The organism is Streptomyces sp. WAC00040, assembly GCF_056835925.1.
The window spans coordinates 45436-65195 of sequence record NZ_JAKQZE010000002.1 but is presented as its reverse complement, the minus strand read 5'-3'; the positions used below and the strand labels follow the sequence as shown (position 1 = coordinate 65195).

General features: G+C 71.8%; 14 protein-coding genes and 1 pseudogene. 5 read left to right on the top strand and 10 right to left on the bottom strand.

Annotated features, from left to right (window positions below):
• Positions 1-129 precede the first annotated feature (129 nt).
• The 4 genes and pseudogenes from mgt to MDN94_RS19495 all read right to left on the bottom strand — a co-directional run bounded on the left by mgt (position 130) and on the right by MDN94_RS19495 (position 4740).
• Positions 130-1372: pseudogene (mgt, locus tag MDN94_RS19510) on the bottom strand (macrolide-inactivating glycosyltransferase).
• A 295-nt stretch (positions 1373-1667) separates the two neighbouring features.
• Positions 1668-2972 (bottom strand): ABC transporter substrate-binding protein, encoded by a 1305-nt coding sequence (locus MDN94_RS19505; RefSeq protein WP_482727177.1) that lies wholly within the window; start codon positions 2970-2972, stop codon positions 1668-1670.
• Complete coding sequence (locus MDN94_RS19500) at positions 2972-3805, bottom strand: carbohydrate ABC transporter permease (protein ID WP_482728183.1); 834 nt, start codon at positions 3803-3805, stop codon at positions 2972-2974. Before MDN94_RS19500 ends, MDN94_RS19505 begins: the two co-directional genes overlap by 1 nt.
• Before the next feature lie 5 nt (positions 3806-3810).
• Positions 3811-4740 (bottom strand): carbohydrate ABC transporter permease, encoded by a 930-nt coding sequence (locus tag MDN94_RS19495; RefSeq protein ID WP_482727176.1) that lies wholly within the window; start codon positions 4738-4740, stop codon positions 3811-3813.
• Positions 4741-4886: 146 nt separating this feature from the next.
• Between MDN94_RS19495 and MDN94_RS19490 the strand changes: the two genes are divergently transcribed.
• A complete protein-coding gene (locus MDN94_RS19490) occupies positions 4887-5738 on the top strand; it encodes a phosphotransferase enzyme family protein (RefSeq protein ID WP_482727175.1) in 852 nt (283 codons plus the stop codon).
• Here the strand turns inward: MDN94_RS19490 and MDN94_RS19485 are convergent.
• From MDN94_RS19485 to MDN94_RS19475, 3 genes are all read right to left on the bottom strand, one after another.
• The gene (locus MDN94_RS19485) at positions 5735-6457 is read right to left on the bottom strand and encodes an exonuclease domain-containing protein (RefSeq protein ID WP_482727174.1); all 723 of its coding nucleotides are present in this window, start codon (positions 6455-6457) and stop codon (positions 5735-5737) included. The two genes, MDN94_RS19490 and MDN94_RS19485, sit on opposite strands and share 4 nt — an antisense overlap.
• A gap of 91 nt (positions 6458-6548) precedes the next feature.
• Positions 6549-7784, bottom strand: coding sequence for an SAV2148 family HEPN domain-containing protein (locus tag MDN94_RS19480; RefSeq protein WP_482727173.1), 1236 nt, complete (start codon positions 7782-7784; stop codon positions 6549-6551).
• Positions 7785-7974: 190 nt separating this feature from the next.
• Positions 7975-8697 (bottom strand): transporter substrate-binding domain-containing protein, encoded by a 723-nt coding sequence (locus MDN94_RS19475; RefSeq protein ID WP_482727172.1) that lies wholly within the window; start codon positions 8695-8697, stop codon positions 7975-7977.
• A gap of 196 nt (positions 8698-8893) precedes the next feature.
• Here MDN94_RS19475 and glgX point away from each other — a divergent pair, with 196 nt between their 5' ends.
• Both glgX and treY read left to right on the top strand, forming a co-directional pair.
• Positions 8894-11014, top strand: coding sequence for a glycogen debranching protein GlgX (gene glgX, locus MDN94_RS19470; RefSeq protein WP_482727171.1), 2121 nt, complete (start codon positions 8894-8896; stop codon positions 11012-11014).
• A gap of 189 nt (positions 11015-11203) precedes the next feature.
• A complete protein-coding gene (gene treY, locus MDN94_RS19465; RefSeq protein WP_482727170.1) occupies positions 11204-13561 on the top strand; it encodes a malto-oligosyltrehalose synthase in 2358 nt (785 codons plus the stop codon).
• A gap of 536 nt (positions 13562-14097) precedes the next feature.
• On the opposite strand, the gene MDN94_RS19460 is transcribed toward treY, so the two are convergent.
• Complete coding sequence (locus MDN94_RS19460; protein ID WP_482727169.1) at positions 14098-14646, bottom strand: FHA domain-containing protein; 549 nt, start codon at positions 14644-14646, stop codon at positions 14098-14100.
• Between the two features lie 296 nt (positions 14647-14942).
• Between MDN94_RS19460 and MDN94_RS19455 the strand changes: the two genes are divergently transcribed.
• A complete protein-coding gene (locus MDN94_RS19455) occupies positions 14943-15839 on the top strand; it encodes a GNAT family N-acetyltransferase (RefSeq protein ID WP_482727168.1) in 897 nt (298 codons plus the stop codon).
• 48 nt (positions 15840-15887) lie between these two features.
• On the opposite strand, the gene MDN94_RS19450 is transcribed toward MDN94_RS19455, so the two are convergent.
• Complete coding sequence (locus tag MDN94_RS19450; RefSeq protein WP_482728182.1) at positions 15888-17258, bottom strand: GH1 family beta-glucosidase; 1371 nt, start codon at positions 17256-17258, stop codon at positions 15888-15890.
• 114 nt (positions 17259-17372) lie between these two features.
• On the opposite strand from MDN94_RS19450, the gene treZ reads away from it, so the two are divergent.
• Positions 17373-19118, top strand: a complete 1746-nt coding sequence (gene treZ / locus MDN94_RS19445) for a malto-oligosyltrehalose trehalohydrolase (protein WP_482728181.1) — start codon at positions 17373-17375, stop codon at positions 19116-19118.
• 54 nt (positions 19119-19172) lie between these two features.
• On the opposite strand, the gene MDN94_RS19440 is transcribed toward treZ, so the two are convergent.
• Entirely contained in the window at positions 19173-19685 is a 513-nt protein-coding gene (locus MDN94_RS19440) for a hypothetical protein (RefSeq protein WP_482727167.1), read from the bottom strand.
• Positions 19686-19760: the final 75 nt, after the last annotated feature.

Below are 19760 nucleotides of genomic sequence, written 5' to 3'. Positions count from 1 at the left end.
CCGGTCCGGGGGCGGGGCGGCGGCGGACCCCGATCCGGGGCGGGCCCGACCAAGGGCGGGGTCCGGGGGCAAGCCCCGGTCCGGGAAGGCGCCGGGGCCCGGGGCTGGTCCCGGAAAACCGCCCCGCGGCTACCCCGCCGCCCCGACCAGCTCCGCCTCGATCAGGTCCGCCGCGCGGCGTGCACCGCCCTCCCCCGCCATCTCCGCCCGGATCGACGCGAGCCGGGCCGCGACCTCCGGGTCAAAGGCCAGCGACAGCACCGCCTCGCGCAGCTCCTCCGCGGGCGCCTCCGTCGCGACGCGTCGCGCCACTCCCAGTCCCACCAGCATGTCGGCGTTGCCGAACTGGTCGACCGCCTGCGGCACGGCCACCATCGGGGTGCCGGTGGCCAGGCCCTCCTGGCTGCCGCCCGCGCCGGCGTGGGTGATGAACGCGTCCGCCTGCCGCAGTACCGACAACTGCGGTACCCAGGAGTGGACTTCCACGTTGCCGGGCAGCTCGCCGAGTTCGGACTCGTCCACGTACCGGCCGATCTGGAGCACCATGTGCCAGCCGGGCAGGTCCCCGAAGGCCTTCACGCACTCGCGGTAGAAGGCGGGCTGCTTGGTGAAGGACGAGCCGAGGGAGACGAGGAGGACCTTCTCCGCGTCCGCGGGGCGCTTCCACTCCCCCTGGCTCGCCCGGTCGCCCTGGCACGCGCCGACGAAGGAGTACACCGACTCGTCCACGCGGTCCGCGTTCGGCTGGAGCGCCCGGGGGATGAGGACGATGCTGCGGCGGGGCCGGCCGACGAACCGGTCGGGGTGCGTGGTGATCCCGTTCTGGGCAAGCCAGTCGGTGAAGCGCGCGTAGTACGCCTTGCCGCGCTCGGACGCCTTGAGCTCGGCGGTCATCGGTTCGGCGACCTCCTCCTCGTATCCCTCCCAGGCGACGAGGTTGGGCGAGAGCGAGACGGCGGGCACGCCCCAGCGGTGGGCGAGGACGACCGCCGGGTAGGAGGTGATGTCGTGGATGACGAGGTCCGGCTCGTCACCCTTGAACGCCCCGGCGAGCTGCGGCAGTACCTGGACGGCATCGTTCAGGAAGGGCTCGATGTTGTCGATCAGTTCTGTGCCCCATGCCTCGGGCTCCTCCTCGCTGGGGAGTGTGGAGCGGTAGACGACGGGCTTCGCCCCCGTTTCCGAGATCCGGCCGGCGTAAGACTCCGGGATCGCGTAGCTGACGCGGTGGCCGCGGGCGACGAGTTCCCGGATCACCTCGAGACTCGGGTTCACATGCCCCGGGGCCGCGATGGAGAACATGGCGATGTGAGCACGCTGGGGTTCGGTCATGCGGACCACAGTAAGCGAGACGAGACGTCTCGTGCAACACGCCGTCATGGCCGCCGCCGGCACCGTCGCATGGAGGGCGCCGCGTACGCCGCCGGCACGCTCGGCGCGTCCGCGGCGGAGAAGGCCGGTACTTCGGCACGGCCGTGGCCGCCGACCACCTGGGTGAGTCACGGCTTCATCAAGGAGGCGTTCCGCACGGCCCGCGCGGCCGACCCCGCGGCGAACCCGCTGCACCGGCATCACGGTGTGGGGCATCACCGACAAGTACCCGTGACGCGCGAGCGGCACGCCGCTGCTCTTCGACCCCTGTGCCGGCGCGGCACGAGGCCCCGGCCTCAGCGCTGATACCGGGCCAGCACCAGGTTCCCGTCCTTCACCAGCCGCTCCTTCAGCTCCTTCTCGTCGATCGCACCGCTGTAGTACTCCTGGTACGCGGGCGTCGCCACCTTGTCCTTCCACTCCGGGTAGCCGCGCACCGACTGGGCCGGGGCCGACCGCAGATGCCGGGCCAGATCCGCGCCGGTCGCCCAGCCGTCCTTCTCGGTGTGCAGGGCCGGGTCCCGAAGGGCCTGTGCGCCCGTCGGCAGCATCCAGTCGCCCCTGGCCAACCGGACCATGTTCTGCGGGCGCAGCATGAAGTCGATGAACTGCGCCGCTTCCTTCTTGTGCGGGCTGTCCTGCGCGACGGAGAGCGTCTGCGGGCTGACCCCCTGGGCGGGCCCGCCCGGCCCCGCGGGCGCGGGCAGTACGGTCCACCGGAAGCCCTCCGGCGCCTGCTGGGCGATCTGCTGCCGGTACGAGAAGCCCAGCGGGACCATGGCGTACTTGCCGCCGAAGAAGCCGGGCAGGGTGTCCGACCCGCCCATGCCCAGCGTGCTGCGTGAGGCGCTTCTGTCGACGTTGACCTGATCGTGGATCGTGCCGGGCACGACGCCGTCGCCGTCCCTGAAGTCGATGGTGACCTTGCCGTCGTGCCCCCGGTGGAACAGCCTGCCCCCCGCGGAAAGGCCCAGGTTGAGCGTGACGGACACGGGTTCCTTGAGCGGCCACGCGACGGCGTACTTCCCCTTGCCCATCTTCTCCGTCAGGTCCTTGGTGACCTGGCGGAACTCCTCCCAGCTCCACGGCTTGTCGGCGGTGGGGACCCGGACCCGTGACGATTCGAGAATCTCGGTGTTGGCGATCAGCACCCGCGGTTCCTGGAGGAACGGGACGCCGTACACGCCGTCGCCGAAGGTCGTCGTCTCCCAGCTGTGCCGCGGAATGTCGGTCCTCAGGCGCTCGGGAAGCAGCTCTGTCAGGTCCGCGAGATAGCCCCCGTAGGCGAAGTCGGCGAGGTCGTCGGAGGCGTCATGGATGATGTCGGGCGCCTCGCCGCCCTCGAAGGAGGTGAGCAGCTGGTCGTGGACGCTGTCCCAACTGCCCTGGACGTACTCGACCTGCACGTCGGGGTGGGCGGCGTTCCACTCCTTCACCAGTTCCTTGTTGGCGTCGACGGACTCCTTCTGCCAGGCGAGCGACTGGAAGCGGAGCCTGATCGTGCCGTCGTCGCGGGCGGGGCCGTCCGAACAGCCCGTCATCAGCAGGGCGAACGCGGCGGCGGCCGCGAACAGTCGGCCCCGTGTGCTGCGTGTGCGCATCAGCTCTTCACCGCCCCGGCCAGCATGCCGCCCGTGATCCGCTTCTGGATGATCGCGAAGATGACGAGTGAGGGGATCGTCGCGAGGAACGCGGCCGCGGCGAGCGGCCCCAGGTCGGCGACGCCCTCCGCACCGAGGAAGTGGGTCAGCACGACCGGCAGGGTCTGCTTCTCCGGCGTCTTGAGCAGGACGAGCGCGAAGAAGAACTCGTTCCAGGCGGTGATGAACGCGAACAGTGCGGTGGCGACGATGCCAGGCGCCAGCAGCGGCGCGGTGACCGACATCAGCGTACGGAGCCGGCCAGCGCCGTCGACCGCCGCCGCCTCCTCCAACTCGCGTGGCACCGCCCGTACATAGCCGACGAGCATCCACAGCGCGAACGGCAGCGACCAGACGACGTACACCATGATCAGGCCGGACAGGGTGTTGATCAGCTGGATGTTCTTCAGGACCAGGAACAGCGGAATGATCACCAGGACGAACGGGAAGGCCTGGCTGACCACGACCCAGCCTGTCGCCGCCGTCGTGAGCCGGCCGCGGCGGCGGGCCATCGTGTACGCCATGGGGGTCGCGATCACCACGGCGATCAGCGCGGCGGCGAGGGCCGCGACAAGACTGTTGCCGGCGGCCTGCAGCAGCGGCTGTTCGTCGAAGGCCTGCCGGAAGTTCACCAGCGTCGGATTCACCGGGATCCACGTGGGGTGCAGCGACCCCAGCTCGCGCGGCGGCTTGAACGCCGTGGAGATCAACCACAGGAACGGGAAGGCGAGGAAGACCAGATAGCCGAGGAGCGCGGCGTACTGTCCGGCGCGCCCCGCCCTGCCGGTACGCAGAGCCGTCATGCGTCCTCACCTCCCTTGAGCCGTCCCACCAGGTAGAAGGCGAGCATCACCGAGATGAGCGCGACCATGACGCAGCCCATCGCCGCCGCGTACCCGAACTGGCCGTAGCGGAAGGCCTGTTCGTAGGCGAACAGCATCGGCAGCCGGGTCCGGCCGCCCGGACCGCCGCTCGTGAGCACGTACACCAGCGCGAAGGCGTTGAAGTTCCAGATGAAGTTCAGGGCGGTGACGGCGAGCGCGACCGGTCTGATCGCCGGCCAGGTGACGGTGCGGAACCGGCGCCAGGCACCCGCGCCGTCGAGGGCGGCCGCCTCGTGCAGTTCGTGCGGGGTGTTCTGCAGTCCGGCGAGCAGCGCGACGGTGGTCTGCGGCATGCCGGCCCAGATCCCGACGACGATCACCGCCGGCAGGGCGGTGGCGAGGCCGGTGAGCCAGTCGTGCCCACCGCCCAGGCCCAGGTCCCGCAGGGTCTCGTTGAGGATGCCCGCGTCGGGGTTGTAGACGAGCCGCCACATGATGCCGACGACGACCTCGGGCATCGCCCACGGGACGATCGCCAGCGCCCGGGCGAGCCAGCGCAGCCGCAGCCGCTGGTCGAGCAGCAGGGCGAGGCCGAGCGCGAGCAGGAACTGCGGGAGGGTCACCCCGACCGCCCACAGCAGACCGATCCTGAACGACTCCCAGAAGAGTGTGTCGTGGAGGAGATCCTGGAAGTTGAGCGTGCCGATCCACTCGGTGGGTTCGGTGCGCCCGGCCTGGGCGTCGGTGAAGGCCAGCGAGATGCCGTAGAGCAGCGGTCCCACGCTCAGCACCAGGATGGGGATCAGCGCGGGCAGGACGAGGAACCAGGCCCCGTGGTCCACCGCTCTCCCGGTGCTCCGCGCCGCCTTCCTCCCGGACCGCGCCGTTGCGGTCGCCGATATCACGTATTCGACTCCTTCGGGCGGCTGGTCATGGATTGTCCGGCCGCCCCGGCGGCCCTCGTCATCGTGCTGACGGGCCGTCGGTTCGTCAAGGCGACCTGCACGGATGCGAGACTTTGTCGGAATCACGACGGTGCTGGGAGAGGACGATGGACGAGACACGGGCACGCGAGGTGCTGACGGCAGCCGGCTTCCCGGCGGACGCGGCCTTGCTGGCGCTCGGCGAGAACGCCGTGTTCGCGGCGGACCGGGCGGTGGTGAAGGTCGGCCGCGACGCCGAGACGCTGCCGCGGGCCGAGCGGGAACTCGCCGTCGCCGGCTGGTTGGAGAGCGCCGGGGTGCCGGCGGTACGCGCCGCCGAATCCGTGGCGCGGCTGGTCGACGGCCACCCGGTGACGGTGTGGCACCGGTTGCCCGACGCCGTACGGCCGGCGGGACCGGCCGACCTCGCGGCACTGCTGCGCCTCTTCCACGCGCTCCCCGCCCCGTCCTTCGGGCTGCCCCGCCGGGAGCTGCTCGGCGGTGTCGAACGCTGGCTGCGGCTGGCCGGCGACGCGATCGATCCGGCCGACGCCGCGTATCTGCGGGAGCGCCGCGACGGGTTCGAAGCCGCCGCGGACGCCCTCACCCCGCGCCTCGCACCGGGCCCGATCCACGGTGACGCGCTCCCCCGCAACGTCCTCGTGGGCCCGGACGGTCCGGTCCTGGTCGACCTGGAGACCGTCTCGTCGGACCTGCGCGAGCACGACCTGGTGGTCATGGCCCTGTCCCGCGACCGCTACGGCCTGCCCGCCGAGGCTTACGACGCGTTCACCGGCGCCTACGGCTGGGACGTGCGGGAGTGGGAGGGCTGCGCCGTCCTGCGCGGCGCCCGCGAGACTGCCAGCTGCGCCTGGGTCGCCCAGCACACCCCGGCCAACCCCAAGGCACTGGCCGAATTCCGCCGCCGGGTGGCCTCCCTGCGCGACGACGACCCCGAGGTGCGCTGGTACCCCTTCTAGCCGACGACCGGCGCCGGCTCCCGCATCGGCCAGGAGGTGTCGATCACCGCGTCGGCGGTGCCCTTGCGGCGCAGGAAGCTCTGGAAGCCGACCGCCCACTCCGCGTACCAGTCGACCTGTCGTTCGTGCAGCTCCGCGACGGTGAGGGAGGCCACCGCGGCGTGCCGCTCGGCTATCGCGCAGGCCACCAGGACCGCGGCGCGGGCATCGGCGTCGGCGTGGTGCGCGCTGCCGAGCACCACGCCGTATTCGACGCAGACGGCTTCGAGGGTGCGCTTGCCCTTGCGGTAGCGGTCGACCGCACGGTCGATCGTGTACGGGTCGATGACGGGGCCGATCGGGCGGCCGTCCAGCCGCTCGCGGAGCGAGGGCAGGCCGTGCCGCCGCAGCTCGGCCGCCAGCAGCGTCAGATCGAAGGCGGCGTTGTACGCGACGACCGGGACGCCCTGCCGCCAGTGGGCGGCCAGCGTGCCGGCGATCTCCTCGACCACCTCGTGCGCGGGCCGGCCCTCCGCGGAGGCCCGCTCGTTGCTGATGCCGTGGATCGCGGACGCCTGCGCCGGAATGCTTATCCCCGGGTCGGCCATCCAGCCGTGGCTCCGCACCGGCTCGCCGGCCCGCAGCTCGACGACGGCAGCGGTGACGATGCGTGCGTCGAGCGGATCGGTCCCCGTCGTCTCCAGATCGAAGCCGACGAGCAGCTCGCGGTGCCAGGACATGGGTGCCCCCTTCTGTGTGGTGCGGTGGTGCTTCCCCCAGTTGACGACCACTCTCGCACGGGCCACTGACAGCCGGTTCGGACCCGGGCACTCAGGACACCGGGCGCGAATCGGCCCAGACCGACTCGAACTCCTCTCGATATGTCTGGAAAAGCCCGGTCTCGGTGTCCTGTTCGGCACGGACGACCGAACGCCCGCCGCCCCGCAGCACCAGCACGGGGGCCTCCATGCCGCGGGCCCGGCGGAGGTAGGACTGGACGACGGCGAGGCCGTCCGGCCCGTCGCCGTCGACGAGGTAGGCGGTGAAGCGGGGGGTCTCGTCGAAGACCTGGATCTCGAATGCGCCCGGGTCCCGCAGCCGGGACCGGACGCGCCGCATGTGGAGGATGTTCATCTCCACCGTGCGGCTCAGCTCGCCCTTCTTCAGGCCGAGTTCGCGCTCACGGCGCTTGACGGCGCTGCTCGCCGGGTTCAGGAAGAGCAGCCGGACCCGGCAGCCCGACTCGGCCAGCCGGACGAGCCTTCGGCCGGAGAAGTTCTGGACCAGCAGGTTCAGTCCTATGCCGATCGCGTCGAGGCGGCGCGCGCCGCCGAAGAGGTCCTCCGCGGGCAGCTGGCGCTGGAGCCTGACGCGGTCGGGATGGACGGAGACGACGTCCGCGTACCGGTCGCCGACCAGGTCCTCGACCGCGTCGACGCGGAGCCGCTCGGCGGAGGGGACCCCGGCGCCGTTGCCGAGTATCTCCAGCAGCCGGGACGAGGCGCGCTCGGCCTGTGCGAGCACGGCCTCGTTGAGCGCGCGGTTACGGGAGACGACGTTCCTTGCGACCTCGAGTTCGTCGAGCGCCAGCTCGACATCACGCCGGTCGTCGAAGTACGGCTCGAAGCAGGGCCAGTGCTGGACCATCAGCTCGCGCAACTGCGGCAGCGTGAGGAAGGACAGCACGTTGTCGTCCGCCGGGTCCAGCAGATAGCCCTTGCGGCGGGAGACCTCCCGGACCGCGACGGCCCGCTGCACCCATTCCTGACCGGCCGGGCCGGCCGCGGCGACGACCCAGTCGTCGCCGTGCACCGGCTCGTAGATCGGACGCAACACGGCGGCGACCACCGCCCGCAGCCGCTGTTCCACCAGATTCAGCCAGATGTAGGCGCGCCCGGCCCGCTGGGCACGTGTGCGTACCTCACTCCAGGCGTCCGCGCCCCAGTCCAGTTCCGCCCCGATCTCCATCGGCCGCGCGAGCGAGACCGCTCCTGGCGGGACCTCGGCGGAGTCTCCCCCCTCGTGACCCGTGTCACCGGGGGGTAGCTCCAGCCCTCCCGAGCTCACCCACGCACCGCCTTCCCTGCCCCCTTGAACGATCAAGGAAGCCTACTCCGGCCGCCGGAGCCGGTGCAGCCGGATCCGTCGGCGGATTCCCCAACTCACGTAACAATGCGCCTGGTTCCTTGCGAAGCCGACTTCCCGGAGTGAGGGGATTCATAGCGTTGACGTTCACCGGCCCCTCACAGACCCGTGTCTATCCGGGCGGAGCGACCAGGTCGTCGGGCTGGCCGGCGCGCCGCAGTGCCTCGGCGACGAAGCCACCGGCCTTCAACTCCTCGACGATGTCCCGGAGGTGGCCGACGGTCTCCGGCCGGCGGTTCCTGGTGGTGCCGACCGCCTGCCCGATCTCCATGAACCTGCCTTCGACCAGCCGGAATCCGGGGTGGGCGGCGACGAATTCGGCCATGGGCTGCCTGATGCCGGCGGCGGCCTCCAGACCCTGGGCACGGAACTCATCGATCCCGTCCTTGCCGCGGACGACGCTCGCGTGCCGGAGGGTGCGGGAGAGGAAGAGGTCGTAGGCGGATCCCTCCTTCACCCCGATCCGCACGCCGGGCCGGCCGACGTCGGCGGCCGTGGTGAGCTCGGAGTCGCCGGGAACCGCAAACACACCTTCGATGAGTACATACGGTGCCGTGAAGGCGACCTCGGCCTCACGGGCGGGGTCGACGGCCAGGAAGCAGAGATCGGCGTGTCCCTCGGCCATCGCCCGGTACGACTTCCGGGCCGCGTCGAAGCAGAGCAGGTCCACCGGTACGCCGAGCCGGGCCCCGATCTCGCGTGCGATGTCGACGGTGACTCCTGCCGGCTCGTCGGGCGTGCCCCGGGCCAGTACCGGATTCCCCAGGTTGATGGAGGCCCGCAGCACGCCGCTCGGCGCGAGGTCCTGGACAACGGCAGCAGTCGCGGTCTTCATGGGCCGGAGTGTATTCCCGCACCGCCCGGGCCCCGGCGGGGCCCCCGATCGGCTCATCTCCCGGCTCTTTTCGCTCCTTGTTCCGAGCGGTCACCCGGTAGGAGGGTACGAAGTCCTAGGAGCTTGCCCCACTTTGCGGGAGGATCTTGTCCGAGTAGCTCCCATTACCCGGATCAGAAATGGAAGAGTCGAATCTATGCAGGTCTGGCCGGGACAGGCGTATCCCCTCGGCGCGACGTACGACGGCGCCGGCACGAACTTCGCGGTGCACTCGGAGGCCGCACACCGGATCGAGCTGTGTCTGCTGCACGACGACGGTTCGGAGACGGCCGTCGAGCTGCGGGAGACCGATGCCTTTGTGCGGCACGCGTATCTTCCGGGCATCATGCCCGGCCAGCGCTACGGCTTCCGGGTCCATGGCCCGTACGAGCCGGCGCGCGGGCAGCGCTGCAACTCCGCGAAACTACTGCTCGATCCGTACGCGCGTGCGATCAGTGGCTCCATCGAGTGGAACGAGTCGGTCTACGGCTATCACTTCGGCCGGCCCGACTCGCGCAACGACCTCGACTCCGCACCGCACACCATGACGTCGGTGGTGGTCAACCCGTACTTCGACTGGGGTGACGACCGGCTGCCGCGCACCGACTACCACCGGACGGTGATCTACGAGGCCCATGTGAAGGGCCTGACCATGCTCCACCCCGAGCTGCCGCCCGAGCTCCGCGGCACCTACGCCGGACTCGCTCACCCCGCCGTCATCTCGCATCTGACGGAACTGGGCGTCACCGCGCTCGAGTTGATGCCGGTACACCAGTTCGTCAACGACCACCGGCTGGTCGACGCAGGCCTGAACAACTACTGGGGCTACAACACCATCGGCTTCTTCGCCCCCCACAACTCCTACGCCTCCTGGGGCGACCGCGGCGAGCAGGTCCTCGAGTTCAAGCAGGCCGTGCGGGCCCTGCACCAGGCGGGCATCGAAGTCATCCTCGACGTGGTCTACAACCACACCGCGGAAGGCAACCACCTCGGCCCCACCCTCTCCTTCCGCGGCCTGGACAACGAGTCGTACTACCGGCTCATGGAGGACCGCCGCTACTACATGGACACCACGGGCACCGGGAACTCCCTGCTGATGCGCAGTCCCCACGTGCTCCAGCTGATCATGGACTCCCTGCGCTACTGGGTGACCGAGATGCACGTCGACGGGTTCCGCTTCGACCTCGCCGCGACGCTCGCCCGCCAGTTCCACGAGGTGGACCGGCTGTCGTCGTTCTTCGACCTGGTCCAGCAGGACCCGGTGGTCAGCCAGGTGAAGCTGATCGCGGAGCCGTGGGACGTGGGCGAGGGCGGCTACCAGGTCGGGAACTTCCCCCCGCTGTGGACCGAGTGGAACGGCAAGTACCGCGACTGCGTACGCGACCTGTGGCGGGGCGAGCCGCGGACGCTCGCCGAGTTCGCGTCGCGGCTGACCGGCTCCTCCGACCTGTACCAGGACGACGGCCGGCGCCCGCTGGCCTCGATCAACTTCACCACCTGCCACGACGGCTTCACCCTGCACGACCTGGTCTCCTACAACGACAAGCACAACGAGGCCAACGGCGAGAACAACCGCGACGGCGAGAGCCACAACCGGTCGTGGAACTGCGGCGCGGAGGGCGAGACCGACGACGAGGGCGTGCTGGAGCTGCGCGAGCGGCAGATGCGCAACTTCATCGCGACGCTGATGCTGTCGCAGGGCGTGCCGATGCTCAGCCACGGCGACGAGTTCGGGCGCACCCAGGGCGGCAACAACAACGCCTACTGCCAGGACAACGAGATCGCCTGGGTCCACTGGCCGGAGCCGGGCGAGGACGAGGAGGGGTCGCTCCTGGCCTTCACCAAGACGATGGTGTGGCTGCGGCGCGACCACCCCGTCTTCCGGCGGCGCCGGTTCTTCCACGGCCGGCCGGTGGAGGGGACGCACGACGAGCTGACCGACATCGCCTGGTTCACCCCGCAGGGCGACGAGATGGTCGCCAGGGACTGGCAGGCAGCGCACGCCAAGGCGCTGTCCGTCTTCCTCAACGGCCACGCGATCTCCGAGCCGGGGCCGCGCGGCGAGCGGATCTCGGACGACTCGTTCCTGCTGATGTTCAACGCGAGCGCGGAGGAGCTGGACTTCACGGTGCCCGTGAGCCACGGCGAGGAGTGGCAGGTGGTGGTCGACACGGCGAGCAAGGTGGGGATCCCACCCGGCAACGGCCCGATGGTGCAGGCGGGCGACGAGCTGCGGCTGGTCGGCCGGAGCATGACGGTGCTGCGACGGCCCGCCTAGGCAGGGTTACGGCGGCGGGCGGGCACGACACACCCGCGCCGCCGCCGGCACACCCGCCCGCGTCGCCGAGCACGCCGCGCGCGTGCCGACCCGACGGCACGCCCGCACAGGTCCGCAGTTCACCCGAACGGCCGACATCACCCCCGGGGCCGGGCGCAGGAACCCCTCCGGCCGGGTACGTATGTTCGCATGACGCCCACCGCCACGTACCGGCTCCAGCTCCAACCCGGTTTCCCGTTCTCGGCCGCCGCCGCTGCCGTGCCGCACATAGCCGCGCTCGGCGTCTCCCATCTGCATCTGTCGCCGGTGCTGGAGGCGGTGCCCGGTTCGACGCACGGCTACGACGTGGTCGACCACAGCCGGATCCGCGAGGAGCTCGGCGGCGAGGCGGGCCTGCGGGCGCTGGCCCGTACGGCGAGGGAACACGGCCTCGGAATCGTCCTCGACATCGTCCCCAACCACATGGCCGCGGTGCCGCGCCACAACCCGGCACTCTGGGAGGTGCTGCGCGAGGGGCCGAGGTCGCCGTTCGCGCGCTGGTTCGACATCGACTGGGAGGCGGGTGACGGGAAGATCCTGCTCCCGGTGCTCGCGGGGCGCGTCGGCGACGAGATGGACAAGATGCACGTCGAAGGCGACGTCCTGCACTACGGCGAGCAGCGCTTCCCGCTGCGCGGGACGACCGGCCACCTGCCGCCGGCGGAACTGCTCGACGCCCAGTGGTACCGCCTCTGCTGGTGGCGGCTGGCCCGCACCGAGCTCAACTACCGGCGGTTCTTCACCGTCTCCGAGCTGATAGGCGTCCGCGTCGAGGACCCGCGGGTGTTCGACGCGACGCACGCCAAGATCGTGGAGCTGGTGCGGGACGGTGTGGTCGACGGCCTGCGGGTCGACCACCCGGACGGCGTCGCTGACCCGGAGGGATATCTGCGGCGGCTCGACGAGGCGACCGGCGGCGACTGCTGGATCGTCGTGGAGAAGATCCTCACCGGCGACGAACCGCTGCCGGCCGGCTGGGCCGTCGCCGGGACGACCGGGTACGACGCCCTGCGGCAGATCGACGGCGTGTTCACCGATCCGGTCGGGGCGGCCGAACTCGCCGCGGACCACCAGCAGTTCACCGAGGCGCCCAAGGAGCTCGGCGGCCGCTGGAAGGCGACGCAGCGGCATGCCGCGTACGAGGTCGTGACCCATGAGCTGGCGGCGGAGACGGCGATACTCGTCCGCCTCGCAGGGCTGGTGTGCGCCGCCGGGCCCCGGCGGCGCGATCACGCCCCTTGGGCGCTGCGGAAGGCCGTCCGGGAGCTGCTCGTCCGCGTTCCCGTCTACCGCCCGTACGGCGTCGGGGACGAGGCGGCGCTGACGGAGGAGGCCGCGGCCGGCGCGAGGGAGACGTTCACCGTGCCGGAGGAGGCGGCGGCCGTGGACGTGGTCAGGGACCTGGCCCTCGGACGTCTCGGCTCGGGGCCGGTCCATGAGGCGTTCCGCACGCGCTTCGCCCAGACCGCGTCGGCGCTGCGGGCGAAGTCCGTCGAGGACAAGGCGTTCTACCGCTACGGGCCGCTGCTCTGCGCGAACGAGGTCGGCGGTGACCCCGGCGATCCGGCGGTCGCTCCCGACGCCTTCCACGCGTACTGTGCGGGGCTGGTCCGCGACCGGCCCGCGACCGGCACCGTACTGACCACGCACGACACCAAGCGGAGCGCGGACGTCCGGGCGCGCGTCGCGGTGCTTTCGGAATGCCCGGAGCGCTGGGCCGACTTCCTCGCGCAGATCACCGAGGAGGCGGAGGGCCTGCCCGGCGGCAGCGCGCCCGACCCGCTGGTGGCGTGGACGGTGTGGCAGACGGCGGTCGGCTTCACCGTGCCCGACGCCGGCCGCCTGGAGACGGCGCTCCTCAAGGCCGTGCGGGAGGCGGGGCTCCGGACCAGCTGGACGGAGCCGGACGCGGCGTACGAGAAGGCGGTCTCCGCGTTCGTCGACGCCGGTCCGGCAGGACAGGCGCAGCACTCCGTCGCCCGGTTCGTCCATGAGCTGGCCCCCTATGCGCGGGCGAACGTGCTCGGCGCGACGCTGCTGCATCTGACGATGCCGGGAGTGCCGGACGTCTACCAGGGCTCCGAGCGTGAGTTCCTGGCGCTGGTCGACCCGGACAACCGCCGCCCGGTCAAGTTCGGCGGTCCGGCCCCTGACGGGCTCGACGCGGAGAAGGAGGCCCTCACCACGGCGGCCCTGCGGCTGCGCCGCTCCGCTCCCGAAGTGTTCGGCGCGGCGGGGACGTACACCCCGCTCACGGCAAAGGGGCCGGCGGCGGACCACTGTGTGGCGTTCTGCCGCTCGGGCGAGGTGGTCACGGCGGTGACGCGCCTGTCGCTGCGGCTGGAGCGCGAGGGCGGCTGGCGGGACACGGAACTGGCGCTGCCGGCGGGCCGGTGGGCGGACGTCCTGTCCCCGGAGCGGCAGTTCACCGGGGGCCCGGTCCGTGTGTCCGACCTGTTCACGCGCCGGCCGGTGGCGCTGCTGGTACGGGAAGGCGGCGTGCGCTAGCAGTCCGACGCGCGCTCCGTCCTGCGCGGCGGGCCCGCCCGGCAGCAGGTCGAAGAACGCCGCGGCCGCACCCGTCGGTTCCATCCGGGAGAACACCGTCGGTGCCCGCCGCCACGGCGTCCGCGGGGAGGACCACACACTCCGCCCCCCACCGCGCCGCACCACGTGCACCGGCGCGGCCGCGACTCCCACCCCGACCGCCGCCGTCCGTACCGCGGAGGAGGGTGCCGGGTCCACACCGCCGTCCGGGGCTGGAAGCCGGCTTTTCCCCATGCCCGGTCGAGGAACCGCATGCCCGCCGCCTCCGGCCCATCGCGCGGCGAACCCATGGGTGGTCCGCCAGTTCCTCGAGTCGGACTGAGGCGCGGCCCGCGAGGCCGTCGCCGAAGGGGACGACGAGCACGATCTCCTCCTCGTCGAACGGGACGCCGGGCCCGGCCAGTGCCGTGGCGCGGGCCCCACCGCGAGGTCGGCGGTGCCGCGTTCGATCCGCTCACCGCGGGCTGCACCAGCAGTGAGGCCGGTGGGTCGTTGGGTCAGCGGGCGGTGAGGCGGTAGCTGACGCAGCCGAAGCCGACCATGTCCCCGTCGTTGACGACGATCGAGCCGGTCACCCGGCGGCCGTTGACCGTGGTGCCGTTCGTCGAGCCGAGGTCGCGCAGGACCCACATGGTGCCCTGGTGGCTCAGTTCCGCGTGCAGGCGCGAGACGGTGTCGTGGCTGAGCCGCAGGCCGTTGGCAGGGTCGCGGCCGATCCGGAGCGGATAGGGGCCGGGCTCGGGCAGGAGCAGCGGCGGCAGCTTCTCCGCCTGCCAGGCCCGGCGCAGCCGGACGGAGAACGCGGAAACCTTGCCGACCGCGCGGTAGAGCCGGCGCGACCAGCGGCCCTTGTCGACCAGGTCGGCGGTAAGGGCGTCCAGTTCCTCGGTGCGGCGAGCGGCGAAGGCCAGTTCCATGCGTTGCACGAACGTCTCGTGGGACAGCCTGCCCTGGGCCGCGCCCTCTCTCAGCACGTCGAGGACACGCTCACGCTCGGCATCGGAGAGCCGCGCGGGGTACGTGTTGGACTCGAAGGAGGACGTCACGTTCCAGATTGTCGGCCCGAAGGCCCCGAGGTGTCCAGACGAAGCGGTTTCAGAGCCCGCCCTGACCTGCGCGGAAGTATCAATTCCGGCACAGTGGCGGCCGGTTCCGCTGCCGGCGCGTGCCGGAAAGAGCTGGACGGGCCGGCGGCCGGCTCTCTATTGTGACGATCACGCCACAGACGACGGAAGGAGGCGAGTGCCGTGTACACCACACCGTTCCCGCGCTCCCGCCCCGTCCGCCCGGCGTCCGCAGTCTGACCGGGAGCGCACGAGTATCTCTTCCGGAGGACATCCTCATGACCGACATGGTCATCCGCGCGCTCAATGAGAGCGACGCACACCTCTTCGACACCCTCCCCGACCCGCTCGGCGTGGGCCGGGCCCTCTCCCGTGCGACGCACCGCCCCGACTGGAAGCGGGTGGCGCTGCGCGAAGGCAAGGTGGTCGCCAGGGCCGCCTGGTGGGGCGGCCCCGACGACACGTCACCCGTCAACGTCAACTGGTTCGACATCGCGGAGGGCGAGGAGGAGGCGGGCGCCGAACTGCTGCGCACCTCCCCCTTCCAGGTCGAGTACGAACTGATCCTTCCCGCCGGCTGGCGCGCCGACGCAGCCGTCCGCGCGGCCGGTGAGGCCCGGATGAGGGCGGCGAAGGCCGCCGGCATGGAGGTGCTGGTCGAGCGGTACCAGTACCGGTGGACGCCCGGCTGCGGGCTGCCGGAGCGGCCCGGGCGGCTGGTGTTCCGCCCGGAGCCGGACGACGCCGTGTTCTTCGACGCGCTGCGCCGCATCCACTCCGTGACGCTGGACGCCCACGCGCTGCGGGCGGTCGCGGAAGGCGGCCTCGGCAAGGCCGCGCAGGAGGAGCTGGACTTCTTCGACTGGTGCCCGTCGCCCCGTGAATGGTGGCAGCTCGCCCACACCCCGGACGGGGACCTGGTGGGCATCCACATCCCCGCACGCAACCCCTCGGGGCCGTGCGTCGGCTTCATCGGGGTGGTACCGGAGCACCGCGGCCACGGATACGCGTACGACCTGCTGGCGGAGTGCACGCACTTCCTCGCGGAACAGGGCGCCGAGTTCATCGCCGGCGCCACCGACCAGGGGAACTTCCCGATGGCCGCGAACTTCACCAAGGCCGGCCATCCGGTCGTCCAGGAACGGGTGCACTTCGTGCCCGTGCCCCGGAACTGACCACGCGCCGCGGGGGTGTCCGCGTCGCGGGCGCCCCTGCGGGGACGGTCAGTGGTCCGCATCGCCCTTCTGCGCGGCGATCATGTCCCGGTACCAGTGGTAGGACGTCTTCGGCGTGCGCCGCAGCGTCTCGTAGTCGATGTGGACGAGACCGAAGCGCCGGGACGCACCCTCGACCCACTCGATGTTGTCGGTGAGCGACCAGGTGAAGTAGCCGCGGACATCGGCCCCCTCGCCCATGGCCCGGTGCAGGGAGCGCAGGTGGGCGTCGAGGAAGGCGATGCGGCGCCGGTCGTCGAGGCCGTCGTAGGAGCAGCCGTTCTCCGTGATGATCACGGGCGGCAGCCGGTCGCCGTAGCGTCCGCCGAGTGACCCGAGCAGCTCCCGCAGTCCGTCAGGGACGACGGGCCAGCCGAAGTCGGTGTGTTCCTCGCAGTCGATGTCCCGCAGCCCGAAGGGAAGTCCGGCGGGCAGACCCACTCCCGCGAAGCCGCCCGGAGCGTCGTCGGCGGGGGCGCCGACGAGCATCGGGTGGTAGTAGTTCACACCGTAGAAGTCGAGCGGCTGGGCGATGACGGTGAGATCGTCGGCGACCGGACCGGGCATCAGTGACGCGAAGTTCTCGTCGGGATAGGCGCCGGTGAGGACCGGGTCGGCGAACAGCCGGTTGGTGATCGTGTCGTACAGCTCGGCGGCGAATCGGTCCTCCTCGCTGTCCCCCGCCGTCCACACCGGCGAGTGGGAGACGGCGAGGCCGACGCTCCGCGCTCCGGCGGCCCGCAGCGCCGTCACGGCAAGGCCGTGGGCGAGCAGTTGGTGGTGGGCGGCCGGCAGCGCGTCGAAGAGCAGTTGCTTCCCGGGGGCGTGCTCGCCGAGCGCGTAACCGAGGAGAGTGACCTCGGCCGGTTCGTTCAGCGTCATCCACAAGGGGACACGGTCGGCGAGCCGCTGCGCGACGGCGGAGGCGTAGTCGGCGAACCGCAGGGCCGTGTCCCGCCGGAGCCAGCCGCCGGCCTCCTCGAGCGGTAGCGGGGTGTCCCAGTGGTAGAGGGTGGGCGCCGGGGTGATGCCGTGGGCGCAGAGTTCGTCGACGAGCCGGTCGTAGAAGTCGAGGCCCCGCGCGTTGACCGGACCCCTGCCGCCGGGCACGACCCGCGGCCAGCTCACCGAGAAGCGGAACGCGTCCGCTCCCAGTCCGGCGAGCAGGGCCACGTCCTCGCGGTAGCGCTCGTGGAAGCCGGTGCCGCGGGCGGCGTCGGAACCGTCCTTGATACGGCCCCGGGCGGCGAAGGCGTCCCAGCCCGACGGTCCCTTGCCGTCGGCGTCGGCCGCGCCTTCGGTCTGGAAGGCGGACGCCGAGGCTCCCCACAGGAAGCCGGGCGGAAAGGCGGGCATCGGCTCCATCGGTTCCTGCGGCATCGACATGGTTCGTGACCTTAATGGCCCAAGCACACCGCCTGAAGACCTTGGTCTTGCCAGGATGTGGGGACGGAACATGGGTCGGTGGGCATCGACGACGAGGGGACGCCAGTGCTGCTGTTCGAGGTGTGGGCGCCGAACGCCGAGGAGCGGGTCACTCTGTGGCTGGAGGGTGCGGAGCACCCGATGGAGCGCGCGCAGGGGCGGGACGGATGGTGGGTCGCGGAGGCGCCCGCGGAGGACGGGGCGCGGTACGGCTTCTCGCTGGACGGGGGCCCCGTACGGCCGGACCCCCGCTCCCGCCGCCAGCCCGACGGCCCGGACGGCACCAGCGCGGTCTTCGACCAGGACCGGTACGGCTGGCGGCGGGACTGGCCGGGGCGCGGACTGGAGGGCGCGGTCCTGTACGAGCTGCACATCGGCACCTACACCACCGAGGGGACGCTCGACGCCGCCGCGGACAAGCTGGGCGAGCTTGCCGAGCTGGGCGTCACGCATGTGGAACTGATGCCGCTGTGCTCCTTCCCCGGTGTCCACGGCTGGGGTTACGACGGCGTGTCGCCCTGGGCGGTCCACGAGCCCTACGGCGGGCCGGAGGCGCTCAAGCGCTTCGTCGACGCCGCGCACGGGCACGGTCTCGGCGTGGTCCTCGACGTGGTGCACAACCACCTGGGCCCGTCCGGCAATCATCTGCCCGCGTTCGGACCGTACTTCACCGACACCCACCACACTCCGTGGGGTTCCGCGGTCAATCTGGACGCGCCCGGCTCGGACGAGGTGCGCGCCTATCTGCTGGGCAGCACCCTGGCCTGGCTGCGCGACTACCGTCTCGACGGGCTGCGGCTGGACGCGGTGCACGCGCTGGCCGACGACCGGGCGCTGACGTTCCTCGAGGAGCTGTCGGCCGCCGTCGACGGGCTCGCAGAGGACCTCGGCCGCCCGCTGTTCCTGATCGCCGAGTCGGACCGGTGCGACCCGCGGACGACGACGCCGCGCACGCAGGGCGGCATCGGGCTGCACGCCCAGTGGAACGACGACTTCCACCACGCCCTGCACACCGCTCTGACGGGCGAGTCGCAGGGCTACTACGCGGACTTCGCCCGTGCGCCGATGGCCGCGCTGGCGAAGACACTGACCCGGGGCTTCTTCCACGACGGCACGTACTCGGCCTTCCGCGGCCGGACCCACGGGCGCCCGGTCGACGTGGTCAACACGCCCGCGCACCGTTTCCTCGGGTACGCGCAGACGCACGACCAGATCGGCAACAGGGCTCTCGGCGACCGCCTTTCCGCCACCCTCTCCCCCGGTCTGCTGGCATGCGCGGCGGTACTGGTGCTGACGGGACCGTACACACCCATGCTGTTCATGGGCGAGGAGTGGGGCGCCTCGACGCCCTGGCAGTACTTCACCGACCACACCGACCCGGAGTTGGCGGAGGCCGTACGAGGGGGCAGGCGGAGGGAGTTCGCGGCGCACGGCTGGTCGGCCGAGCAGGTGCCGGACCCGCAGGACCCGGCCACCCGGGAGCGTTCGTGCCTGGACCGGTCGGAGCGGGAGCGGGAGCCGCACTCCCGGCTCCTGGAGTGGTACCGCGAGCTGATCGCCATGCGCCGCGCGCTGCCGGACCTGTCGGACCCGGACCTGGCGGCGGTGAAGGTGGCCTTCGACGAGCAGGCACGCTGGCTGGCGTACCGGCGGGGCGATCTGCGGGTGGCGGTCAATCTCGCCAAGGAGAGCGCCGCGATCCCGCTGGGCGGCGGCGGCCGGATCGCGGCGGCGTGGGGCGACGTCGTCCCGGCGGAGGGGGACGGGGTGCTGCACCTGCCGCCGCAGAGCTGTGCGGTACTCGCCGACTCCTGAAGGCCGTCGCGCTCGACCGTGCCGGGCCGGCAGGGTCCGGTCCGTGCGGCAGCGTCAGCGCCGGCCGGAGCCGTACGAGCCGCGGCACAGGTCGGTGACGTCGGCGTGCGTCACCCCGTCGGAGGTCTCGCACAGGCTGCCCATGTCGTAGCTCGTGCGGGGCCGCGGCAGCTGGGGACGGGACGCGGGGAGCTGCTTTCGCCGCTCGGGTACGGCGGCGAGGCGCTCGGGCCGCACGGGGACGGCCCCCGCCGGGCCCGCGGCGGGGCGCCGCGGCCGCACCTGCCGGACGTGCTCCTCCGCCGCCTTCCTGCCCTCCCCCTGAGCCTTCGGGCCGCCCCGCTCCTTCCTCATGTCCTTCGAGCCGTCGTCCGGACCGCTCGATGCCAGTGCCTCGCGCGTCGGCGGCTGGGCGACGCGGCCCGGCACGACGGGCGTCGGCGACCGGTCGCCGGCCGGGGCCAGGCTCGGCGCCGGTGCGGGCCGTGGGGCCGTCGGCACGGCCACACAGCCGGTCACACCGAGCAGGAGAAGAGCGAGGGGGGCCAGGATCGGGGGAGTGCGCATCCGCCAACCTTGCCGGACGACACGCCTGTGACCCGCGCGGGCGCCCCTGGAATCACCGACATGAGTGACCCGGTC